Annotated in this window: 18 protein-coding genes and 4 tRNA genes; 6 read left to right on the forward strand and 16 right to left on the reverse strand. The window is 38.5% G+C overall.

Annotation, left to right across the window (positions count from 1 at the left end):
- Nucleotides 1–33: 33 nt before the first annotated feature.
- The 8 genes from HCG49_RS03370 to mutS form a co-directional block, all read right to left on the reverse strand.
- Nucleotides 34–486, reverse strand: a complete 453-nt coding sequence (locus HCG49_RS03370) for a hypothetical protein (protein WP_168468151.1) — start codon at nucleotides 484–486, stop codon at nucleotides 34–36.
- 493 nt (nucleotides 487–979) lie between these two features.
- Nucleotides 980–1,384 carry a response regulator gene (locus HCG49_RS03375; protein WP_168468152.1) on the reverse strand — a complete coding sequence of 135 codons (405 nt, stop codon included), beginning with the start codon at nucleotides 1,382–1,384 and terminating at the stop codon, nucleotides 980–982.
- Between the two features lie 12 nt (nucleotides 1,385–1,396).
- Entirely contained in the window at nucleotides 1,397–2,530 is a 1,134-nt protein-coding gene (locus HCG49_RS03380) for a sensor histidine kinase (protein ID WP_168468153.1), read from the reverse strand.
- Nucleotides 2,531–2,912: 382 nt separating this feature from the next.
- Nucleotides 2,913–2,996, reverse strand: a tRNA-Leu gene (locus tag HCG49_RS03385).
- Nucleotides 2,997–3,024: 28 nt separating this feature from the next.
- Nucleotides 3,025–3,100 (reverse strand) — tRNA-Gly (locus HCG49_RS03390).
- 269 nt (nucleotides 3,101–3,369) lie between these two features.
- Nucleotides 3,370–3,453, reverse strand: a tRNA-Leu gene (locus HCG49_RS03395).
- Between the two features lie 28 nt (nucleotides 3,454–3,481).
- Nucleotides 3,482–3,557: transfer RNA gene (locus HCG49_RS03400), tRNA-Gly, on the reverse strand.
- Nucleotides 3,558–3,721: 164 nt separating this feature from the next.
- Nucleotides 3,722–6,298, reverse strand: coding sequence for a DNA mismatch repair protein MutS (gene mutS / locus HCG49_RS03405; RefSeq protein ID WP_168468154.1), 2,577 nt, complete (start codon nucleotides 6,296–6,298; stop codon nucleotides 3,722–3,724).
- Between the two features lie 311 nt (nucleotides 6,299–6,609).
- On the opposite strand from mutS, the gene HCG49_RS03410 reads away from it, so the two are divergent.
- Entirely contained in the window at nucleotides 6,610–7,140 is a 531-nt protein-coding gene (locus tag HCG49_RS03410; protein WP_168468155.1) for an RNA methyltransferase, read from the forward strand.
- Between the two features lie 171 nt (nucleotides 7,141–7,311).
- Here the strand turns inward: HCG49_RS03410 and folK are convergent, their stop codons facing one another.
- Entirely contained in the window at nucleotides 7,312–8,457 is a 1,146-nt protein-coding gene (gene folK / locus HCG49_RS03415; RefSeq protein ID WP_168468156.1) for a 2-amino-4-hydroxy-6-hydroxymethyldihydropteridine diphosphokinase, read from the reverse strand.
- Between the two features lie 194 nt (nucleotides 8,458–8,651).
- Between folK and sppA the strand changes: the two genes are divergently transcribed.
- The 3 genes from sppA to HCG49_RS03430 all read left to right on the forward strand — a co-directional run bounded on the left by sppA (nucleotide 8,652) and on the right by HCG49_RS03430 (nucleotide 13,975).
- The gene (gene sppA / locus HCG49_RS03420; RefSeq protein ID WP_168468157.1) at nucleotides 8,652–10,412 is read left to right on the forward strand and encodes a signal peptide peptidase SppA; all 1,761 of its coding nucleotides are present in this window, start codon (nucleotides 8,652–8,654) and stop codon (nucleotides 10,410–10,412) included.
- 3 nt (nucleotides 10,413–10,415) lie between these two features.
- Nucleotides 10,416–11,126 carry a queuosine precursor transporter gene (locus HCG49_RS03425; RefSeq protein ID WP_168468158.1) on the forward strand — a complete coding sequence of 237 codons (711 nt, stop codon included), beginning with the start codon at nucleotides 10,416–10,418 and terminating at the stop codon, nucleotides 11,124–11,126.
- A gap of 74 nt (nucleotides 11,127–11,200) precedes the next feature.
- Nucleotides 11,201–13,975, forward strand: coding sequence for an AsmA-like C-terminal region-containing protein (locus HCG49_RS03430; protein WP_168468159.1), 2,775 nt, complete (start codon nucleotides 11,201–11,203; stop codon nucleotides 13,973–13,975).
- Here HCG49_RS03430 and HCG49_RS03435 read toward each other — a convergent pair.
- Entirely contained in the window at nucleotides 13,968–14,762 is a 795-nt protein-coding gene (locus HCG49_RS03435) for a DUF2797 domain-containing protein (RefSeq protein WP_168468160.1), read from the reverse strand. The genes HCG49_RS03430 and HCG49_RS03435 overlap by 8 nt on opposite strands.
- A 165-nt stretch (nucleotides 14,763–14,927) precedes the next feature.
- On the opposite strand from HCG49_RS03435, the gene HCG49_RS03440 reads away from it, so the two are divergent.
- Nucleotides 14,928–16,442: a GH3 auxin-responsive promoter family protein gene (locus HCG49_RS03440; RefSeq protein WP_168468161.1), complete on the forward strand. Its 1,515-nt coding sequence runs from the start codon at nucleotides 14,928–14,930 to the stop codon at nucleotides 16,440–16,442.
- An 88-nt stretch (nucleotides 16,443–16,530) separates the two neighbouring features.
- Complete coding sequence (locus HCG49_RS03445; protein WP_168468162.1) at nucleotides 16,531–17,076, forward strand: hypothetical protein; 546 nt, start codon at nucleotides 16,531–16,533, stop codon at nucleotides 17,074–17,076.
- 99 nt (nucleotides 17,077–17,175) lie between these two features.
- Here the strand turns inward: HCG49_RS03445 and clpX are convergent, their stop codons facing one another.
- The 6 genes from clpX to HCG49_RS03475 form a co-directional block, all read right to left on the reverse strand.
- Nucleotides 17,176–18,411: an ATP-dependent Clp protease ATP-binding subunit ClpX gene (gene clpX, locus HCG49_RS03450; protein WP_168468163.1), complete on the reverse strand. Its 1,236-nt coding sequence runs from the start codon at nucleotides 18,409–18,411 to the stop codon at nucleotides 17,176–17,178.
- 96 nt (nucleotides 18,412–18,507) lie between these two features.
- Nucleotides 18,508–19,188 (reverse strand): ATP-dependent Clp endopeptidase proteolytic subunit ClpP, encoded by a 681-nt coding sequence (gene clpP / locus HCG49_RS03455; RefSeq protein ID WP_072765777.1) that lies wholly within the window; start codon nucleotides 19,186–19,188, stop codon nucleotides 18,508–18,510.
- Between the two features lie 87 nt (nucleotides 19,189–19,275).
- Nucleotides 19,276–20,598 (reverse strand): trigger factor, encoded by a 1,323-nt coding sequence (gene tig, locus HCG49_RS03460; protein ID WP_168468164.1) that lies wholly within the window; start codon nucleotides 20,596–20,598, stop codon nucleotides 19,276–19,278.
- A 98-nt stretch (nucleotides 20,599–20,696) separates the two neighbouring features.
- On the reverse strand, nucleotides 20,697–21,047 hold the full coding sequence (locus HCG49_RS03465; protein ID WP_072765794.1) for a phage holin family protein: 351 nt from the start codon (nucleotides 21,045–21,047) through the stop codon (nucleotides 20,697–20,699).
- 197 nt (nucleotides 21,048–21,244) lie between these two features.
- Nucleotides 21,245–22,018 carry an alpha/beta fold hydrolase gene (locus HCG49_RS03470; RefSeq protein ID WP_168468165.1) on the reverse strand — a complete coding sequence of 258 codons (774 nt, stop codon included), beginning with the start codon at nucleotides 22,016–22,018 and terminating at the stop codon, nucleotides 21,245–21,247.
- Nucleotides 22,018–22,731, reverse strand: a complete 714-nt coding sequence (locus HCG49_RS03475; protein ID WP_168468166.1) for a pyridoxine 5'-phosphate synthase — start codon at nucleotides 22,729–22,731, stop codon at nucleotides 22,018–22,020. The genes HCG49_RS03470 and HCG49_RS03475 overlap by 1 nt, the downstream gene beginning before the upstream one ends.
- Nucleotides 22,732–22,742: the final 11 nt, after the last annotated feature.

Genomic DNA, 22,742 nt, shown 5'->3' on the forward strand with positions numbered 1-22,742 from the left:
GAGGTTTGTAGTTTTTTTGGAACTGAATTTGTTTTAATTGGCCTTCTTTCCAATGTTTCCTTGTAAAATAATAACTTCCATATGATCTTTGTTTTGATGGATGGTGATATAGCCATATAATTTTACCAGTTCATCAAAAGTGATGGGTTTACCGTCGTCCGTTGCTACGACTATGGAGGTTCCGCTTTCACAATCACAATCTATAGGCTCAAGGGTTATGGTCATTGCTTCATTGGTGTCCGTTTTTTCAATATGAATGATAACTGGATGGACGTCTGTTGAGGAACCGCTTAATTCTATAAATACCGTCGTAAATCCATCGTCGTTTTTGGTCAAGGTTACAGTTCCAGAAATTTTTGAATTAGCCACCGGACTTAAGGTGTATACCCTAGATTTAGCAGGGTCAAGGGGTGGGAACTCATCTTTGCTGCAACCAGAAATAAATACGAGCATGGATGCTAAAAATAATAAAGTATATTTTTTCATATTTAATGGTTTTAGTAGTATGAATTTCGGTAATTATCTGTGGCTCCACATACTAATACTGCCATCTGTTTATATAATCGACATAGTGTAAGAAAATCCAAAAAACCTTGTTTTCCCAATGAAACATCAAAAACTAAAAATAAATGAAAGAAAAAGTTCAGGGTCCTTATAGGCAGGATGAACTGTTGGTTCATTTTAGCTACGGTAAGAAAATATGATCTTTTTCTTTCTTGTAGGGACAGCCAGAGTTTGTAGGGTTATTTGAGTTGGCACATGGTATTATGGGGGTATTTTGCGTTAGGGACCGCAGCGGCATCCCCGTAGCGGAGCAAGGGATATAGCGAAGGCCCCGACCGACGTAGGAGGGAACGCCCAAAAGAATATGCTTGAATTTAAAAAAGTGATTGGAATGGATTGATGGGCACCTAACCGATAGAAAAGGCCCTATCATGCATTGCGCTGGAGAAACAATATCTTTTTAGTGCCACCTATTTTATAGAAGATCAGGGAGATTGAAACCTTTTAAGAGTTGGTTTATTTTTTCTTTGGACAGTGGTTTAACAATATAATCGGTTACTTCTATATGGTTCTCGGCGGCAATAACATCGTCTGGAGAAATGGAGGAAGAACAAATATAAATGGCGATAGGTTTGCAAATAGTGGGTTTAAGTTTGGTATAGGCCTCTAAAAATTCCCAACCATCCATAATAGGCATATTAAGGTCTAGCAATAATACATCGGGCAACAAATCTTGGTTTTCCCTGTTCTCCTTTATAAAGTTAATAGCGTCCAATCCGTTTCCAAAAACGTTGGTGAATTGGATAGGAGCTACTTTCGTAAGGGTCTTTTTTATAAGGAAGATATACAGCTCATCATCATCTATAATGGAAAAGTTCATTTGCTATTATTTTTATTGGTTAGAAAGTTCTACAAAGAAGGAAGATCCTTTATCTACTTCGCTTTCTACCCATATTTTTCCTTCCATAGCTTCTATTTGGTTTTTTATCATATAAAGACCAAATCCTTTGCCATCCGGATTTTTATGGAAAGTTTTACTTATTTTAAATATCTTGTCGTTATATCGGTTCAGATCTATTCCCATACCATTGTCCCTTACTGCGATTATGGATTTGTCCTTTGTTTTAGTAAAGCTTATTTCGATGATTGCTTGGCGCTCCTTGGATCTGTATTTAATAGCATTGCTGAGTAAATTACAAAGCACGCTGATCATGTATTTATGGGGGAAAATGACAATATCGTCTTCCTTTATATTTGTGATAAGGTCGATGTTGTAGGTGGTTAACTGAGTTTCGTATTCTAATAGAACTTCGTTTAAACAGTCCCTTAGCTTTATGGGGGCCGCTTTTATTTTGGTATCGTGCTTTATTTGAACCGAGGTCACTAATTCGTCTATCAGTTCTAACAAATGGTTTACGACCGGCTTTATTTTGGACTGCGCTTCTTTCTGTATTGCAATATCTTCGCTTTCTTCGATATAATCGACCAACATAGCGATATTGATCATAGGTCCCCTTAAATTATGGGACACTATATTGCAGAAGTCCGTTAATTGGGTATTTTGATATTCCAGGATCGTGGAATATTGTTGCAGTTTTTCCTCCTGTTGTTTTCTTGCGGTTATGTCCGAACGGATGGAAACATACTTATACGGTATGCCCGACTCGTTCAGGAACGGAACAATGGTGGTGTCTGTCCAATAAAAACTTCCGTCTTTGGCTTTGTTTTTTATCTCTCCTTTCCAAATTTTTCCCTTGGAGATAGTAGCCCATAATTCCTTGAAAAACTCTTTACTATGGTAACCAGAACATATGAGATTGTGGGTATTCCCAATTAATTCTTCGCGGTTGTACTTTGAGTTTCTGCAAAAATTATCGTTCGCATGAATAATAATGCCGTTGGCATCGGTGATGGCGACAACGGCAGATTCGTCTAGGGCGTATTTGTAATCGTCTAGTTTTTTGGTGAGCCTATTTTCTTCCTTAGAAACATAGTCCTGGGACCTTATTGTTTTGGCTAGATTCATTTCTTGATTGCTAAAGGCTGCCTAGTATTGAACTATACTTATAGGTAAAACTTGATTTGAAGCTGTACGTTTATATTCAATTTTAGGGATAAAAATGTTCAAAGTTAGGAAATATCCTATTTATAAATGGGGTCTTACTTGTTATAGATAGCGCTTTTGTTAGCTTATAGATTAAACAGATGTTTTTTACAATATACTGAATTTTCGAGTTGTTTTTTACATAGACTACATCTGAATTCTACAAGGAAATGGTACATGGGAAATTAATTATTCCAAAGTAGCCATCGGTCCGTGTTAGTTCTCCAGGGGCATATGTATGGCAATACAAAAAGCTTATAAAACAAAAAACCCTTGAAAATCTATAGATCAACAAGGGTTTGAGTACTCGAGGCGGGACTTGAACCCGCACGGACTAATGTCCATTGGATTTTAAGTCCAACGTGTCTACCAATTCCACCACTCGAGCCTAACTGCATTGCAGTGAATCTATTTGATGGAGCGAAAAACGGGATTCGAACCCGCGACCTCCACCTTGGCAAGGTGGCGCTCTACCAACTGAGCTATTTTCGCATGCTGTTTATGAACGTGACATCCTATTCGGATGAGGGCGCAAATTTAATACAATTATGTAAATACCAAAGCACTTTTTATGTTTTTTAAACCTTATGGTCGAAAAAATATTGGAAAAAGGATTGGGGGTGTTGTAAACCAGTAATTTATGCATAGAAATTTAAATGCGTGTTATGCTTCGTTTTAAATTTCATATAGGGGGTGTCTTATTGGGTAAAAGACTAAAAACAAAAAACCCTTGAAAATCTTACGATTAACAAGGGTTTGAGTACTCGAGGCGGGACTTGAACCCGCACGGACTAATGTCCATTGGATTTTAAGTCCAACGTGTCTACCAATTCCACCACTCGAGCCTAACTGCGTTGCAGTACATCTATTTGATGGAGCGAAAAACGGGATTCGAACCCGCGACCTCCACCTTGGCAAGGTGGCGCTCTACCAACTGAGCTATTTTCGCGTGCTATTTTATGAACGTGGCATCCTGTTTGGATGCGGGAGCAAATTTAAGACAATTATGTAAATACCAAAGCACTTTTGCAGAAAAAAAACCAAAAAAAAATAACCCCCATAAAATGAGGGGGTTATAGAAGGATAAAAAATAAGTTATTTTATCACCACCACTTAGGCATTTTTGGTTTTGGTTAGCAAACGTTTAATTTCATTGAGCTTCATTAATGCTTCTACAGGTGTTAAGGTATTGATATCTAGGTGGGTTATCTCTTCTTTAATCTGTTGTAACAAGGGGTCGTCCAAGTTAAAAAAGCTTAATTGCATTTCGTTCTGTGCCGACTGTAATTTATCGGTCAATTCTTCACTGGAGTGTGTTTTTTCGAGTTTTTTAAGGATTTTGTTCGCTTTACTGATGACCTGTTGTGGCATTCCGGCCATTTTTGCCACGTGGATCCCAAAACTATGCTCGCTTCCTCCAGGAGTAAGTTTTCGTAAAAAGAGCACATTGTCTTTTAGTTCTTTGACCGATACATTATAATTTTTGATCCGTTCAAAGGTTGTGGTCATTTCGTTTAACTCATGGTAATGCGTGGCAAATAAAGTCTTGGCCTTAGCAGGATGTTCATGGAGATATTCCGAAATTGCCCAGGCAATCGAGATTCCGTCATAGGTACTGGTTCCTCTTCCTATTTCATCTAACAGTACTAAACTGCGATCAGAAAGGTTGTTAAGGATAGAGGCGGTTTCGTTCATTTCTACCATAAAGGTAGATTCGCCCATAGAAATATTGTCACTAGCCCCTACACGGGTAAAGATTTTATCGACACAACCTATTTTTGCGGCGGTAGCAGGAACAAAACTGCCCATTTGTGCCAAGAGAACAATAAGGGCCGTTTGCCTAAGGATAGCCGACTTACCACTCATGTTGGGTCCGGTAATCATAATGATCTGTTGGTCTTCGCGATTCAACAATACATCATTGGCAATATACTCTTCTCCTATAGGCAATTGCTTTTCAATTACCGGGTGTCGCCCGTTGCTGATCGATAATTCCGTAGAATCGTTCATTTCGGGACTTGTATAATTATTTTCCTTCGCTAATTGGGTAAAGCCGCAAAGACAGTCCAATTGAGCTATTTGGTGCGCATTGTTCTGTACTGGGGCTATGTATTCTTGCATCCAAGTGACCAGTTGGGCGAAGAGTTGTTGCTCTAAGCTTAAAATGCGTTCTTCGGCACCTAGGATCTTAGCTTCGTATTCTTTAAGCTCTTCGGTAATGTAGCGTTCTGCATTTACCAAGGTCTGTTTTCTGATCCATTCCTGGGGAACTTTATCCTTGTGGGCATTACGAACCTCTATATAATAGCCAAATACATTGTTAGAGGCAATTTTTAAAGAGGTTATTCCGGTACGTTCTGTTTCTCTTTCGAGCATCTTGTCCAGATAATCTTTTCCGGAAAAGGCCAGATCGCGCAGTTCGTCCAATTCTGTCGAATATCCTTTGGCAATGGTACTTCCTTTTAACATGTTTACCGGAGCCTCTTCACTGATCATCTCTTTTATCTTGCTCCGAAGCATGTCACAGTTATGCAATTGGTCGCCAATAAGGTTAAGCGCTTCATTGCTGCTCTTAGTTGTAAGTTGTTTGATAGGGACCGTAGCTTCCAAAGAGTTTTTAAGCTGAATAACCTCTTTCGGGTTTATTTTGCCCGTGGCTACCTTGGAAATTAACCGTTCCAGATCGCCCATGAGTTTTATGGCATTCTGAAGTTTGCTAAAAACAAGCTCGTTTTCGGACAAATAGCTAACCACTTGATGCCTTCTACGTATTTTCTCAATATTTTTTAAAGGTAGGGCCAACCATCTTTTAAGCATTCTGCCCCCCATAGGAGAGATGGTCTTGTCTATGACCTCTAAAAGGGTTACCGCATTTTGGTTAAAGGAATGGTATAATTCTAAATTTTTAATGGTAAATCGGTCCATCCATACGTATTCTTCTTCTGCAATACGTTGTAAGCTGGCGATGTGATGCAATTTCCGATGTTGAGTTTCGGAGAGGTAATGCATGACCACCCCGGCAGCGACGATGCCGTGGTTTAAATGGTCTACTCCAAAACCTTTTAGGGTTTTTGTTTTAAAATGATTGGTAAGGGTTTCCATGGCGTAGTCTTCCTGAAAAACCCAATCTTCGGTAAAAAAAGTATGGAGCTGAGTACCGAAAACTTCCTTGAACTCCTTCTTATTGGCTTTAGAAACCAGTACTTCGTTGGGAGCAAAATTTTGTAAGAGTTTGTCTATTTGCTCTTCATTGCCTTCCGAAACAAGAAATTCGCCCGTAGATATATCGACAAAGGAAATTCCTAAGCGTTTTCGACCAAAATGTACCGCACATAAAAAGTTATTGGTCTTTGCCGATAAGATGTCATCGTTCATGGCTACCCCTGGGGTAACCAATTCCGTAACCCCTCTTTTTACGATGGTTTTGGTGAGTTTAGGGTCTTCTAACTGATCGCAGATGGCCACGCGTTGCCCTGCTTTGACCAATTTTGGCAAATAGGTGTTTAGGGAATGATGGGGGAAACCTGCCAGTTCGGTGCGGTCGCCACCATTGTTCCTATGAGTGAGTATAATGCCTAGTATTTTGGAGGCTTTAACTGCATCTTCTCCAAAAGTTTCGTAAAAATCACCAATTCTAAAAAGCAACAAGGCATCAGGATATTTTATCTTGATGGCGTTGTACTGCTTCATTAACGGTGTTACCTTTTTTGTTTTTCCTGTGTCGGCCAAAAGCGATTTTATTAACTTATTTTTGTATCCTTCTAAAAGAACGAAAGTAATATTTATCCAATGGAATGTAAACTATTGTTGATATTTTAAATAAAATTTTCTTTGGAAAAATAGCGGTTCGGTATTATTAAAGGGAGACTCTTATAAAGATAGTATCCTTTTTTGTACTAAACGAATTTGAAGGGAGCTTTCACTTTCCGTTTACATCGCTTTGCTGAAAGATATAAAGAGTTAAAAATATTAAGGAAATTAAATAAGTCACAATAACATAGATGCGAAAATTAGAAAATAGCGAGCTAGATCGATTGAATGTTGAAGAGTTTAAGCAGGTAGAAAAGACTCCTGTATGTATTATTTTAGACAACGTGAGAAGTCTAAATAATATAGGGTCGGTCTTTAGAACAGCCGATGCCTTTTTAATAGAGAAGATATATTTATGTGGTATAACGGCCACTCCTCCCCATAAGGATATCCATAAGACTGCTTTGGGGGCCACAGAAAGCGTTACGTGGGAATACCGGGAATCTGCCTTGGCACTTGTGCAGGAACTACAACAGAGCGGTTATGCAACCTATTCTGTAGAGCAGGCGGAGAATGCGGTGATGTTAAATGATTTTAAGGTAGCAAAGGATCAAAAATATGCCCTGGTTTTTGGGAATGAGGTGAAGGGCGTTTCCCAAGAGGTGGTTTCTAAAAGCGATGGAGTGCTCGAAATTCCGCAATACGGAACCAAGCATTCCTTAAATATTTCGGTAAGTGTAGGGATTGTCGTTTGGGACGTGTGGGCAAAATTGAAGGTATAAAAAAAACCCAACCGAGGTTGGGTTTCAATTTTTTGGTTTGAGTTCGTTAGTTTAAAACTCGAAGTGTTGGTTGGTTATTTCGCTTTATGGTCGCTTTGCGAAAAGGCCCTTAATTGCCCTTGCAAGTAAACAAATTGATTTGTTATTTGCAAGAATTTTGTGAAATTTATCTTAAAGTGTAAGATTTACGGCAAACTTCTGAATTTGATCTATAATGCGTGCATAGTCTTTTGGGTTCTCTACAAAGTCCATTTGGCTAACATTGATTATAAGATTGTTCTGGGCAGGGTGGGTCTTGATATATTCTAGGTAGCCACGGTTTATTTTCTCTAAATAGTCAGGGGCTATGGTTTGTTCATAAGTACGGCCTCTGCGTTTTATATTTTGCAGCAAACGTTCGGTGGTTTGATGTAGGTAGACATATATTTTAGGTTTTTGCACATCCTTGTTCATTAGGTTAAAGAGTTTTCTGTACAACCTAAATTCTTCTTCCTGCAGGGTTATTTTGGCAAAAATCAGGGATTTGTTGATGTCGTAATCGCTTACCATAAAGTTTTTAAACAAATCGAGCTGAGAAGTGTCTTCCAAAAATTGCTGGTAACGATCTGCTAAAAATGACATTTCCAATGGAAAAGCAAACCTGTTCTGGTCTTCGTAAAACTTGGGCAAAAATGGGTTTTCCGCAAAACGCTCCAATACTAATTTGGCATTGAAATCGGCAGCCATCTTATTGGCCAGAGTGGTTTTTCCTGCTCCAATATTTCCTTCTATGGCAATAAAATGAAACTGGGAAAAAAGTTCTTCCCTAGTGGTGTATAGTTTATGAGGGGTTCGTTCTAGGGTACTTTTGTCACGGCATTCCTGTAGCAGGTTCCTACTGTCCTTTTTTAAGATAGGATGATAAAACTGCGGGGCTATATCGGCCAAAGGCCTTAAAACAAATCGTCTCAACTGCAAACTTGGATGAGGAATGGTCAGCGAGTCATCGGCGAGGATTTCAGTACCGTAATATAATATATCTAGGTCCATAGTCCTAGAAGCATAACCAGTGCTGTCATGACGTTTTCTGCCCAATAAGGCTTCAATATCCAGTAAGTTTTTTAATAATAGCTCTGGAGAAAGTGACGTTTCTACACTTAAACAGGCGTTGTAAAAATTATCTCCATCAAAACCCCAGGCCGGTGTTTCGTAAATAGGGGATACCTTGGAAACCCTACCGATACGGGAATGGATTAAAAATACAGCATCTTGAAGCTGATTTAATTTGTCGCCAAGATTGCTGCCTATAGATAGATGGGCTGTAGTTGTGCTTTGCATAATAGTGAGGCAAAGTAAATAAAAAGAAAACTACTTCATTGTAATAATCGATAAAAAGAGCGATGTATTTCATCCATAATATTAAAAGAATGCGTTTTCGTTGATCATTATTAAGGGGGATTTAACTGAATAAATATAAAGGCCTAAATATAACAATGGTTATCTTTGGTCAGTATTTGTAATTTAAGAACTACATGAAATTTTTAAGAAATTTATTAGCAGCAATTATCGGCTGCCTTATCGCTTTTGGAATCTTGTTTGTAATGTTCCTAGTTTTTGCAGCCCTCATAGGGAACTCCGAAGATTCGGTTTTGATCAAGAACAATTCGGTATTGGAAGTGCAACTGCAAAGTCCGATCAAGGATTTCGTAGGGAAGGACGACTCTAATCCTTTTGCCGGTTTGTTTAACGATACCAAAGGTTTAGATGATATTTTACATGCCTTAGAGGTCGCTAAGAACGACGATAAAATAAAGGGGATCAGTATTCGAAGCAGTATTTTGATGGCCGGACTTTCTCAAACCCAAGCGATAAGGAAGGCTTTAAAAGACTTTCGCGAGAGTGGTAAGTTTGTGTATGCCTACGCCGATTTTTATACCCAAAAAGATTATTATTTGGCCAGTGTTGCCCAAGAGGTGTACCTTAATCCGGTAGGGATGATGGATTTTAAGGGGCTTTCTACAGAAGTCTTGTTTTTTAAGGATTTACAGGAAAAGTCGGGGGTTAAAATAGAGGTTATCCGTCATGGTAAATACAAGAGTGCGGTAGAGCCTTTTTTGGCCAACGAAATGAGCGACGCCAATAGAACCCAGTTAAAGGAACTATTAGAAGGCCTATGGACTTCCATGCTTGCCGATATTGGGGACAGTAGAAATATATCCTTAGAAGATCTTAATGTCATAGCCGATACCTTGGGAACAAGAACATCGAAGTACGCTGTCTTATCCGGATTGATAGACGGAGTGGCTTATCTTGATGAATATGAGTCCTTTATTAAGAACGAAATCGGTTTACAGGACGATGAAGATATTAATTATGTGAGCATCACCGATTATGCTAAGGAAGCAGGTAGAAAGAAAATTAAAAGTGGGAGCGATAAAATTGCAGTAGTCTATGCCCAGGGAGAAATTATGTACGGCGAGGGAGGCCCCAATATTATGGGACAAGGAATAATTAATGAGGCTCTAAAAAAGGCTAGGGAAGACAAGAGTGTAAAAGCCATAGTATTACGGGTAAATTCACCTGGTGGTAGTGCGTTGACCTCGGATATTATCTGGCGTGAAATAGAGATTACCAAGGAAATAAAGCCGGTGGTCGTTTCTATGGGCGATGTGGCCGCTTCGGGAGGCTATTATATTGCGGCCGGGGCAGATAAGATATTTGCAGAACCTACCACTATTACGGGTTCTATAGGGGTGTTTGGAACTGTGCCAAATATGAGCCAATTGGCAAGTGATATAGGGATTAATGCAGAGCAGGTGGGAACCAACCGTAATTCGGTCGATTATTCTATTTTTGAACCTATGAAGGATTCCTTTAGAACGACCGTTCAGGAAGGGATAGAAGAAACCTACAGTGTTTTTTTAGATAGAGTGGCCGCTGGTAGAGGCATAACCAAGGTACAGGCCGACAGCTTGGCACAAGGCCGTGTTTGGAGTGGTACCGATGCGAAACGTTTGGGGCTTGTAGATGAATTAGGCGGATTGAACGATGCTATTTCCGAAGCTGCAAAAATGGTCGGAATAGAGACCTATGGCATAAAAAAGTTCCCCATATACAAGTCGGGCTTCGAAAAGTTAATGGAAGACCTTTCTGGCGCCAGTGCCAAGAGCAAGGAATCTATTATACAGCAAGAAATAGGACCGCAAGCCTACAGCATATTGCAGCAATTAAAAATGGCCACGGAACAGAAAGGAGTGCAGGCAAGAATGCCTTTTGTTTTGGATATAAAGTAATTTATGACTGCTAAAGATAAAAAGCTTGCCTTTAAAATCTACCTCTATATAGGGGCTATGTTTATCACTTCCCTAGTGGTTTCCAATTTAATTTTTCAAAAATTCTTTTATTGGAAACCCTTTGGTGATGTGACAGTTTTTGGAGCCTCCCTCTTTGAAGTTTCTGTGGGGATACTGCCATATCCGATTACCTTTTTAATAACCGATCTCATTTCTGAAATTTATGGTAGAAAAAAAGCTAATCAGGTAGTGACCGCAGGTATTTTTGCTTCGTTTTTTTCCATGGGGATCGTTTTGTTGGCCAATTATGTCCCTGCCATAGAGGCTTCGCCAATAAATGACGGACTGTTTAACAAGGTGTTCGCGCTATCTCCAGTAGCTGTTTTTGCCTCTATGTTGGCCTATTTGTTTGCACAATATATAGATATAGCCATTTATCATTTTTGGAAAAAACTAACCAAAGGAAAGCACCTATGGCTGCGGAATAATTTCTCTACTTTTCTTTCGCAATTTGTAGATACTTTTACCGTTGTAGGCTTGCTCTGTGTCTTTAAGGTATTGCCTTGGGATATGTTCTTTGGCCTTGTGGTCAGTGGTTTTGTTTTTAAGATAATTATAGCATTTATAGATACTCCTTTTCTCTATTTTTTCGTACATATGTTCAGAAAACGTTTTAAGTTAGAAGTGAATCAAGAAATTGATCTGGACGTTTAGTGATTCTTGTTTAGAACCACTTTTTATTAAATTAAGTATTTAACAGTGACGTATTAGTTGTAAAACATAAAAATATGAAGAAGAAAATTTTAAAGATTGTCGGGGTATTAGTGGCGTGCATAGTATTGTTGTTGGCAGCTGCTCCATTTTTTCTTAAGGGCAAGATTACCGAATTGATTAAGAAAAAGGTGAACAGCAGCATAAATGCTTCCTTCGATTTTGCCGAGGCCGATCTAAGCTTGTTCCGAAGCTTTCCCAATGCTACCGTTACGCTTACGGATATTAGCTTAATCAATAAGGCTCCTTTTGAAGGAGACACTCTTTTTGCGTCCAAAAAAGCAACATTGAAAATGTCTGTAAAAGAATTGTTCAAAGAGGCGAACGAGCCAATTGGGATTACTAATTTAATACTGGAGGAAGGTAAGGTGCATATTAAGGTAGATGCCGATGAAAATGCCAATTACGACATCACCGTAAAGCAAGAGGGCACTGTAAAAACACAAACATCGAGTTCGGTAAAAAAGAGCAATTCTAGCCTATTCTTACAATCCTATGAAATTAAAAACTCGGTAATCACCTATGATGATGCTAGTAGTGGTATGTCGATGGTTATAGAGAAAATGAACCACCAAGGCACCGGTGACTTGTCCTTGGAGGCTTCGGAATTGGATACCCAGACCAATGCCCTAGTGTCTTTTGTGATGGATAGTACCCAATATTTAAATAGAAACCCTGTAAAGTTAAGTGCTTTGATCGGGATTGATTTAAAAGAGAACAAGTATTCCTTCCTTAAGAATGAAGCCTTGGTAAATCAATTGCCTCTGGTGTTTGATGGTTTTGTGAAATTGAATGATGCTGATATGGAAGTGGACATCAGCTTTAAAACGCCATCATCTGATTTTAAAAATTTCTTGGCGGTGATTCCGGAAACATATTCTAAGAATATAGAAAATGTGGCAACTACAGGTAATTTTACGGTATCCGGGTACTTTAAAGGCGTGGTCGATGAGGTGCATATTCCAAAATTTGCTATAAATATCAATTCGGACAATGCTTCTTTTAAGTATCCCGATTTGCCAAAGGCTGTTAGAAATGTTCACATCGATACTGAAATTGCGAATTCCAGTGGAATTAGTGAGGATACCTATGTAGATATCCGAAAGTTGTCCTTTATGATTGATGAGGACAAGTTTAATATGGTGGCTAAGATTTCTGATCTTATGGGCAATCCTAAGGTGAGTGCACAAATTGATGGAAGGATGAATTTGGCACACCTGTCTCAAGCCTATCCGGTGCCTGCAGATTTAAATCTAAAAGGAATCCTGAATGCCGATATCGTGACGGCCTTCGATATGGCCTCTATAGAGAAAAAGCAGTATGAAAATACGAACACCAAAGGATCTCTGAGTGTAAAAGGATTTGAATATAAAACTGATGAAATACCAAACCTGGTAAAGATAAATACGGCTGCTGTAACCTTTAATCCCAAAACAGTGACCTTAAATGAATTGAATGGGGTAACGGGAAAAACAGATTTTAATGCTACTGGGACAATAGACAACCTTTTGGGGTTTATGTTTAATGACGAAAAGGTAGAAGGTCGTTTTAACCTAAAATCGAATGTTTTTGCAATTGACGATTTTATGGTGGCAGATGCTCCTGTAACAAAGAGCGAGAAAGCTAAAAGTTCATCGCCTGTATCAACAGGGGGGGCGAAAACGTCAAAGGAAACTTCCGACGCAAAAATAAAAATCCCTTCTTTTTTGGATTGTTCTATTAGCGCTACGGCCAATACGGTTATTTATGACAATCTTACTTTGAAAAATGTGAAAGGAGATCTCCGAATAAAGGACGAGAAGGCTACACTTTCTAATATGTCTTCTAATTTATTTGACGGAAACTTGGTCCTTAATGGTAGTGTTTCTACCAAGGGCGATGTGCCCGATTTTGATATGAGATTGGGAATGGGCAGCTTTAAAATAGCAGAAACATTCAAGGCCTTGGATATGTTTAAGGTACTAGCGCCAATAGCAGCTATTTTAAAGGGAACTCTAAATTCTGATATTCAAATTTCCGGGAAGTTAAAGGATGATTTTACGCCTAATCTGTCTACTATTTCCGGTGATATTCTGGCAGAGTTGTTGACCACTGAAATCGATGCAAAAAAAGCCCCTTTGCTTACCGCTTTGGACGATAAAATGAAATTTCTAGACCTAGAAAAGCTAAATTTTAAGGATTTAAAAACAGCATTGTCCTTTGAAGATGGAGTGGTGCAAGTGACACCTTTTACTCTTAATTACAAGGACTTTGTGATCAACTTATCGGGTAGTCACACCTTTGATCAAGAATTGAACTATGCGGCAACCATTGAAGTTCCTGCAAAATACTTAGGGAAGGATATCAATGCTATGATCGCCAAGATCAACGAATCTTCCCTAGAGGGGTTAACCATTCCGGTAACCGCTAATTTTGCAGGGAAGTATACGAGCCCTATGGTAAGCACTGATCTCACATCGGGGATTAAAAATTTGACCGCCCAACTGGTAGAGATAGAAAAACAAAAGTTGGTGAATAAAGGAAAAGATAAGGCCAAGGATATTATAGGAGATATCATAGCAAAAAATCAAAAGGCTACAGATTCTACTAAAAAGGACAATCAGGATAAAACAAAGGAAATTTTGGGCGGTTTACTGGGTAAACCGACCCAAAAAACGGACTCGGTGACTTCCGATACTACTAAAAATGCCAAAAAACAACAACAGGTTGATGCCGCAAAAAAAATATTGGGCGGAATTTTTGGTAAAAAGAAAGAAGCACCGGCAAAGACAGAGAAGGATTCTGTTAATTAACAGTCAGGGAAATGACATAACCTTCGCTTCCCCGGACATTAAATACGGTATTGTCTTCGAAGATAAGGTATTGTCCTTTTATGCCTTTTAACACCCCTTGGAAAATGGGGGTCTTTTCTAGGTTTAGACTCTTAACTTTTGTAGGATACTGCAATACAGGAAACTCTAAATGGGTTTCCTGTTTGTTTTCTAGGAAATAGGGTACAGCTTCCTCGGGGATGTATTGCTTTAGTTTGTTTCTGTAGGCAACTAAATCTTCGTCGTCTGTGTTGTTGGTCAACATTTTTCGCCAATTGGTCTTATCGCCAATATGATCTTTTAGGGCCACCTCGGTAATACCGGCCAAATAACGGTTGGGGACTTCAACGATTTCTATAGCTTCGTGTGCACCTTGGTCTATCCATCTGGTAGGTACTTGGGTTTTTCTGGTTACCCCAACCTTAATATTGCTAGAATTTGCCAAATACACAATGTGAGGTTGTAATTGAACCTTTTTTTCGTATTCCAAATCTCGGTCTTCCTTATCTAAATGGGCGGTGCTGAGTTCTGGGCGCATAATCCAATCCCCAGCAGTTGGGACTTCAAAAAAACAAGATCGGCAAAATCCCTGTCGATAAATGGGGCGGTCTTCGCTGCAATTTAAACATTGGTATTTTTCGAACTTAATAGTAAGCTCCTTATTCAGTACCTGATTCATATTTAAAAAATCCCCCTCAAAAAGTAAATAATATTGAATTGGATCCCCTATTTCTGTTTCCATTTTTCGTAAGACACCTTGGTACTGCATAAATTTATTTGTTTACTTAAATTCTATTTGAATATGAAAAGTTTTAAAGCTATTTTTAGCTTGTTAAAAGAAGTGATTGTTGGGGTATATATAATAAGTAGTACGCCCTGTCAAGAATCCCTAAACCTAAGCCCGAGCTAAAAAACGGGATAAAGATACCTAAAAATGCCAATACCATTATTTAATTCAATTGCCTCTTGGTTGTTGAAAAAGCGATACCATCAAATTGAGCTTTTTTTAAAATACCCGGAAGAAGTTCAGGAAGAGGTGTTAAGACAGCTGTTGTCTATTGCTGCCGATACCGAAATAGGTAAAAAATATGGTTTTGAATCTATATCGAATTACGAAACTTTTGTTTCAAGACTGCCTATTGTCTCTTATGAAGAGGTAGAGCCCATGATAGAGCGTTCCCGTTTAGGGGAACAAAATATCTTTTGGCCAACGACCATCAAGTGGTTTGCAAAGAGTAGTGGTACTACCAATGCTAAAAGTAAATTTATTCCGGTAAGTTCGGAGGCTTTGGAAGATTGTCACTATAAATCGAGTAAGGATTTACTATGCCTGTATCTTAACAATAATGAAAACTCCCAACTGTTTACAGGCAAGAGCCTACGGCTAGGAGGAAGTAAGGAATTGTATAGGGATAAGGGGACTGTTTTTGGGGATCTTTCGGCTATTTTAATAGATAATATGCCCTTTTGGGCAGAACTTAGTAGTACCCCCAGTAATAAGGTGTCCCTAATGGGGGAGTGGGAGTCTAAACTGCAAGCTATTATAAAAGAAAGTGTTCAGGAAAATGTGACCAGTTTGGCCGGAGTTCCTTCGTGGATGCTAGTGCTTTTAAACGATGTGATGGAAGAAACAGGAAAAGAACATCTGTTTCAGGTTTGGGAAAACTTGGAGGTGTATTTCCATGGTGGGGTAAGCTTTAACCCTTATAAAGAACAATTTTCAAAATTGTTGCCGAAAAAAAGTTTTAACTATTACGAAATATATAACGCGTCAGAAGGTTTTTTTGCTATTCAGGATAGAAACAATGCCGATGATTTGTTGTTGATGTTGGACTATGGGATTTTTTACGAATTTATTCCGATGGATACTTATGATTCCGAAGATCAAATAACCGTCCCTCTTTGGAACGTGGAGGTAGGAAAGAACTACGCGGTAGTGATAACTACCAATGCCGGGTTATGGCGTTATAAGATAGGTGATACGGTGCGCTTTACATCTATTAATCCTTATAGAATAAAAGTCACGGGCAGAACTAAACATCACATTAATGTTTTTGGAGAAGAGTTAATTATAGAAAATGCAGAGGAGGCTTTAAAAAGAATTTGTGAAAAAACAGGATCCGAAATAAAGGACTATACTGTTGCTCCTGTATTTATGAACGGGAGGGAGAAGGGTGCCCACGAATGGATCATAGAATTTAGAAAGATGCCCGAAGAAATGGATTATTTTACGGAGTCCTTGGACAGTGCTTTAAAGACCTTAAATTCTGACTACGAAGCAAAACGTTACAATAACCTGACCCTGAAGTTACCGAAGGTACATATCGCTAGGGAAAACCTGTTTTACGATTGGCTAAAGTCTAAAGGAAAGCTTGGTGGACAGCATAAGATTCCACGATTGTCCAATAAAAGGGACTATATCGAAGAATTACTTCAGATGAACAAATAAATGCTGGTTTCTCTCTAAAAAAAGCCAAATTAGAGTAAGAAAAGTTGCCCCTTATCTTTTATTACTAACCATTAATAACAAAAGCATTATGGGAAACAAACTAGTAGTATTATCGGACATGTGGGGTGCTAAAAAAGGGCTTTGGATTACTTCTTACTTGGGTTATTTACAGCAATATTATAATATCACCTATTATAACAGCCAGCAGTTGGCAAATCTTAAATTAACCATTGAAACTGCAGAAAATATAAGCAATGAATTTGAGAATGGCGGTATTGATACCGCGGTGGCCCATTTGCTTAAAAAAGAAAATGAACCGAGCCATTTTTTGGCTTTTGGAATAGGTGGGACCATAGCGTGGAAAGCGCAATTACAAGGCCTGCCCATGGAGTCTCTTTTTATAATATCATCCAATAGAATGCGGCAGGAAACAGCGCTGCCAAAAACTACTGTAAAGTTGGTATATGGTGAAAAAGACCAATATACACCCTCTCAGGAATGGGCAAAACAATTAGGGGTGAATTTGGAAGTGGTGCCTAATTTTGGCCATGAACTCTATTCTGATGAAAAAGTAATAGGAAAAGTATGCCAGGATTTATTGGCGCAACTTGTAGTAAAACAGCCCCTTGTATAAGAGGCTGTTTTTTTAAAGATCTACACTACTTAATTCTCTTGTTTTATAAATAACAAGGACCCCTTGAAAGGAAGGGGGAAAAGTGTATAAAAGCATTCCTTAAGAAACTGCTTTTAATTTTTTAATAGTTTCAAAGGATAATTTCTCTTCAGCGTATTCCTGAGTTACCTTAAATTCTGTTTCAGAAGAACTAGGGAATTCAAACATAGCATCGGTAAAGATGGCCTCGCATAAGGAACGAAGGCCTCTGGCACCTAATTTGTATTCTATAGCCTTGTCAACAATATAGTCCAAGGCCTGATCAGTTATAGAGAAGGTTATATCGTCCATTTTAAACAACTTCTCGTACTGTTTAATAATAGCATTTTTAGGCTGCGTTAAAATAGCTCTTAGAGTCTCCTTGTCTAAGGGGTTCATATGAGTTAAAACGGGAAGTCTACCAATGATTTCCGGGATCAAACCAAAATCTTTCAAATCCCTTGGGATGATATATTGAAGGATGTTGCTTTCATCGACCTTATCTTCTGCCTTAGAAGCGCTATATCCTACCGCTTGCATATTAAGCCTTTTGGTGATAATACGTTCAATTCCGTCAAAAGCTCCACCGGCAATAAACAATATATTTTCGGTATTTACTTCTATAAATTTCTGATCTGGGTGTTTACGGCCTCCTTTTGGTGGAACGTTCACAACCGTACCTTCCAATAATTTAAGCAATCCTTGTTGTACCCCTTCCCCAGATACATCCCTGGTTATGGAAGGATTGTCGCTTTTTCGAGCAATTTTATCGATCTCGTCAATAAAAACGATGCCGCGTTCGGCCTTTTCTAAATTGTAATCGGCAGCTTGTAGTAATCGGGTAAGGATGCTTTCTACATCTTCCCCAACATAACCGGCTTCTGTGAGTACAGTAGCATCAACAATCGCCAAAGGTACATTCAGCATCTTAGCAATGGTTTTGGCCATAAGGGTCTTTCCTGTCCCGGTTTGGCCCACCATAACAATATTACTCTTCTGTATTTCTATATCGTCTTCCTTGCTCTTAGGTTGAAGCAATCGTTTGTAGTGGTTGTATACTGCTACAGACATTACTTTTTTGGTGCGGTCTTGTCCAATGATAAAGGTGTCTAAGAACTCCTTTATCTCCAAAGGTTTTTTTAACGTCAATTCCGAAGAAAGATCGTTAGTAGTAGATTGTTTGGATTCTTCGGTAACAATTCCGTGAGCTTGCTCTATACATCGATCGCATATATGCGCATCTAAACCAGCAATTAATAAATTAGTCTCTGGTTTTTTTCTGCCACAAAAAGAGCACTCTAAATTTTCTTTTGCCATATCATTTTATCACTTTCAATAATAATAACGGAAAACCTCCCTTGAATTTCAAGATTCATAATAGGGAAAAGGGCTTTCCGTGTGCTTTAGTCGAAATTAAGATCTATCCCTTACCAAAATTTCATCAATCATGCCATAAGCCTTGGCCTCATCTGCTCTCATCCAATAATCCCTGTCGCTGTCATCACTAACTTTGTCAAAAGTTTGCTCAGAATGTTTGGCGATTATTTGGTACAATTCATCCTTCAGTTTAAGGATTTCCCTTGCCGTAATTTCGATATCACTGGCCTGTCCTTGAGCGCCTCCCAGAGGTTGATGAATCATCACTCTAGAATGGGTAAGTCCAGATCGCTTTCCTTTGGCTCCAGCACACAATAGCACTGCGCCCATAGAAGCGGCAATTCCTGTACAGATAGTCGCTACGTCTGGCTTAATAAATTGCATGGTATCGTAAATACCCAAACCTGCGTACACGCTACCTCCTGGAGAATTGATATATATCTGTATGTCTTTAGAAGCATCTGTACTTTCTAAGAAAAGTAACTGAGCTTGAACAATATTCGCTACTTGGTCGTTGATTCCCGTACCTAAAAATATAATCCTATCCATCATCAACCTCGAAAAAACGTCCATTGCTACGGCATTTAACTGTCTTTCTTCAATAATGTTGGGTGTAAGGTTGGTTGGATACATACTACTAACAATGGAATCATAGTACATGCTATTGATTCCTTGATGTTTAGTGGCGTAATTCTTGAATTCTTTCCCGTAATCCATATTTATTTTCGGTATTTTATAAGATAAAAAAAAAGTGCCGAAAATGAATTCTTCGACACTGTAAATATACTTATTTTATTTTGTAAATTACCCGTAAACTTCTTTTACGAAATCTTCATAAGTAACTTCTTTTGGCGTTAAATTTGCCTTTTCCTTATAAAGGTTTAATAATTTTTGGCTCATTAATTGCTCCGATAAACGCTTCACCTCATCTTGGTTAGAAAGTACTCTGGCAGCAATACCGTCCAATTCTTCATCCTTAGGATCTAACTGGCCAAATTGTGCCATTTGTTCCTTGATGAAACCTTTGGCGAAATCTTTCAATTCTTCGAACTGGATTTGAATTCCGTTTTCTTGAATTATTTTGCCTTCAATTAATTGGTAACGCAATCCTTTTTCGGACTTTTTGAATTCTTCGTTTGCCTCGTCATCAGTCAATTGCTTTTCGCCAGTAGTCTTGATCCATTTGGTCAAAAATTCTTCTGGAAGGTCAAACTTAGTAGTATCGATAAAATGCTCTGTAACATCATTTAAAAGCTTCTGATCGGACTGTTGTTCAAATTGCTTTTCAGAATCAGTCTTAATTCTTTCTTTTAACCCTTCTTCAGAAGTAATAACATCCTTTCCGAACAATTTATCGAAAAACTCTTGGTCTAATGGAGCCAATTCTCTTTCGTTAATTTCTTCGATAGTGAAGGTAACCTCTATTTCTAAGTTGTCTGCTTTGGCAGCACTAATTCCTAAAGAGCTTCCCAATAAATAATCTTCCGTGAAAAGATCTTTGGTATTCAACGTAACAACGTCCCCAGCTTTTTTGCCGATAAGGCTGTTTAAGGCGTTCTCGTCTTTTATTTTATCTAGCTCAAGAGTCGTTTTGTGGTCTATTTCCTCACCTTCATTGACAAAAGTACCGGTGATTTCATCAGTTTTGCTAACTACTTCCTTACTGATTAGTTTTCCGTATTGTTTTTGAAGACGTTCTACTTGCTCGTCAATCATTTTGGCATCAGCTACAATTTTGTAGTGCGTGATAGCGTCCTTTGATTTTAGATCAATAGAGAAACTAGGAGCAAGACCCAATTCAAATTCAAAGGCAAAATCCTCGGCGTCCCAGTTAAAATTATCTTGTTGTTTTGGTAATGGATTTCCTAAAACATCCAACTTTTCTTCCGTTAGATATTTGTTAAGGTTATCTTGTAAAAGTTTATTTACTTCATCAACCAAAACAGCTTTTCCGTATTGCTTTTTAATTAAGCCCATAGGAACTTGTCCCTTTCTAAATCCAGGGATATTAGCTTGCTTTCTGTAGTCTTTTAAAATGGTTTCTACCTTGTCTTGGTAATCCTCTTTGGTTACCGCGACTTTAACTACTGCATTTAATTCGTCAATCTGCTCTTTCGTGATATTCATTTGTGTATCTAATTTTGCTAAAATAAAATGGGATGCAAAAATACTATATTTTCCAATGCACTACAAGTTTTTAAATAACTGAATGTCAAAAAGGTATCTTAATTTTTATTATCACCATTAAGGAAAGAATACAATATAGATTGAAGAAAAGAGAGTAAAAGGCTGAAAAGTAGCGCCCACCAAATAGAATCTACCCCAAAACCGTCAATAAGTTTATCGGCTAATAAAATAATAATAGCGTTAATAATCAGCAGAAAAAGTCCCAGGGTTAAAATGGTCACTGGTAATGTAAGGATAACTAATATTGGCTTTACTATAAAATTAAGAAGGCCTAATACAATGGCTACAATGATGGCGGTCATAAAGGTGTCAACATGTGCCCCTGGTAATAGATAGCATAAAATTACAACGGCTAATGCGCTCAGTAGTATTCTTAAAATTAAATTCATGGCTAGTATTTTTTATGGTTAAACAAAAAAAGTACCGAAAAATATTCCGGTACTTTATAAAAGTAAACATTTATTTTTGAGTGGCCTTAGTTGTACTGTAATCTAATGGCGCTATTTTAAATAAAATTGTTTTGACCAAGGTCGTAGCAATAAGGATTAGTAACCTGCTTTTTAGCGCTAGGACTAGGAGTTCTTTTTTAAGACGATTTTAAAAAGTGTAATGATTTGTCTAAAAACTGTATCGGATTTTCGGCATGTAGCCAATGTCCGGCCTTCTCAATTGTTTCTATAGAAGCTAAAGGAAAATGTCTTTTTATATCCGAAAGGTCGGTAGGGGAAACATATTCGGATTTTTCACCTCTTAAAAACAGCGAGGGCCCTTGGTAAATGGCGGTAGTGCTGATGTTTTCCCCGATTTCTTCCATTTTCTCGCTCAGGACCTCTAAATTGAATCGGAATCCTAAAACGCCCTTTTCTTCCCAATACAGGTTTTTTAATAAGAATTGGCGGATCCCTATATTGTTTATGTAGTGAGATAATTGCTTGTCTGCCTCGCTTCTAGAGCTGACCTTCTTTATGTCAATAGCGTTTAATCCATCGATAATTTGATGATGGTGGGGAGGGTAAAACTTAGGGGCTATATCGGCAATGATCAGTTTAGAAACAAGTGTTGGTTGGCTACATGCTAACTGCATAGCGGTTTTTCCTCCCATAGAATGGCCAAGAACAATGGCTTGGGACAATTGGTGGTGAGCCATGTAATTGGCAATGTCATCGGCCAATATGTCATAGTTGAAATCTGGGGAATGAAAACTTTTTCCATGGTTCCGTTGGTCAATCAAATGGGTTTCGAAGCCTTCCTCGGCATACTTGCTTCCGATGCTCTTCCAATTGTCCGACATGCCTAAAAAACCATGCAAAACAAGGATGGGTTCGCCCGCTCCTAAAATGTTGGAATGTAATAATGGCATTATTTTAATCGGTTTAAATACATGTTTACTACGTTTTCTAGTCCTAGGTACAACGATTCGCAAATTAGAGCGTGTCCTATAGATACTTCTAACAAATGAGGGATGTTTTCTTTAAAATATTTAATATTGTCCAAGCTAAGGTCGTGACCGGCATTGATGCCTAATCCAAGGGTATGGCCAATTTTTGCCGCCTCAATAAATGGGTTGATGCTGTTCTTGTCTCCTTTAGAATATCCTAGGGCAAAACTTTCTGTGTAAAGTTCAATTCTGTCGGTTCCGGTAAGGGCGGCCCCTTCAACCATTTTAATATCGGCATCTACAAAAATAGAGGTTCTAATGCCGTTGTCTTTAAATGTGGCGATGACCTCTTTTAAAAAATCCCTGTGTTTAATGGTGTCCCAGCCGGCATTGGAAGTAATGGCGTCTACGGCATCGGGGACTAAGGTTACTTGGGTAGGCTTCACTTCAAGGACCAAATCCATGAATTTCTGAATGGGGTTCCCTTCAATATTGAATTCGGTGGTGACTATGTTTTTTAAGTCCCTGGTATCCTGATATGTAATATGCCTCTCATCGGGTCTAGGGTGAATAGTGATTCCTTCGGCGCCAAATTCTTCAATGTCTTTGGCAACATTTATAAGGTTAGGAACGTTTCCTCCACGGGAATTTCTTAATGTTGCAATCTTATTTACATTAACGCTAAGCTTTGTCATAGGTGCTTTAA

The sequence above is a fragment of the Arenibacter sp. 6A1 genome (assembly GCF_012272855.1).
Taxonomy (GTDB): Bacteria; Bacteroidota; Bacteroidia; order Flavobacteriales; family Flavobacteriaceae; genus Arenibacter.

Coding starts and splice junctions, on each gene's coding strand:
- HCG49_RS03435 (WP_168468160.1), bottom strand. CDS start 14,762: ATGCAGTACCAAGGTGTCTTACGAAAAATGGAAACAGAAATAGGGGAT.
- HCG49_RS03380 (WP_168468153.1), bottom strand. CDS start 2,530: ATGAATCTAGCCAAAACAATAAGGTCCCAGGACTATGTTTCTAAGGAA.
- sppA (WP_168468157.1), top strand. CDS start 8,652: ATGAAATTTTTAAGAAATTTATTAGCAGCAATTATCGGCTGCCTTATC.
- HCG49_RS03410 (WP_168468155.1), top strand. CDS start 6,610: ATGCGAAAATTAGAAAATAGCGAGCTAGATCGATTGAATGTTGAAGAG.
- clpP (WP_072765777.1), bottom strand. CDS start 19,188: ATGGATTACGGGAAAGAATTCAAGAATTACGCCACTAAACATCAAGGA.
- HCG49_RS03470 (WP_168468165.1), bottom strand. CDS start 22,018: ATGCCATTATTACATTCCAACATTTTAGGAGCGGGCGAACCCATCCTT.
- HCG49_RS03370 (WP_168468151.1), bottom strand. CDS start 486: ATGAAAAAATATACTTTATTATTTTTAGCATCCATGCTCGTATTTATT.
- HCG49_RS03425 (WP_168468158.1), top strand. CDS start 10,416: ATGACTGCTAAAGATAAAAAGCTTGCCTTTAAAATCTACCTCTATATA.
- HCG49_RS03475 (WP_168468166.1), bottom strand. CDS start 22,731: ATGACAAAGCTTAGCGTTAATGTAAATAAGATTGCAACATTAAGAAAT.
- HCG49_RS03465 (WP_072765794.1), bottom strand. CDS start 21,047: ATGAATTTAATTTTAAGAATACTACTGAGCGCATTAGCCGTTGTAATT.
- tig (WP_168468164.1), bottom strand. CDS start 20,598: ATGAATATCACGAAAGAGCAGATTGACGAATTAAATGCAGTAGTTAAA.
- HCG49_RS03375 (WP_168468152.1), bottom strand. CDS start 1,384: ATGAACTTTTCCATTATAGATGATGATGAGCTGTATATCTTCCTTATA.
- clpX (WP_168468163.1), bottom strand. CDS start 18,411: ATGGCAAAAGAAAATTTAGAGTGCTCTTTTTGTGGCAGAAAAAAACCA.
- mutS (WP_168468154.1), bottom strand. CDS start 6,298: ATGAAGCAGTACAACGCCATCAAGATAAAATATCCTGATGCCTTGTTG.
- HCG49_RS03430 (WP_168468159.1), top strand. CDS start 11,201: ATGAAGAAGAAAATTTTAAAGATTGTCGGGGTATTAGTGGCGTGCATA.
- folK (WP_168468156.1), bottom strand. CDS start 8,457: ATGCAAAGCACAACTACAGCCCATCTATCTATAGGCAGCAATCTTGGC.
- HCG49_RS03445 (WP_168468162.1), top strand. CDS start 16,531: ATGGGAAACAAACTAGTAGTATTATCGGACATGTGGGGTGCTAAAAAA.
- HCG49_RS03440 (WP_168468161.1), top strand. CDS start 14,928: ATGCCAATACCATTATTTAATTCAATTGCCTCTTGGTTGTTGAAAAAG.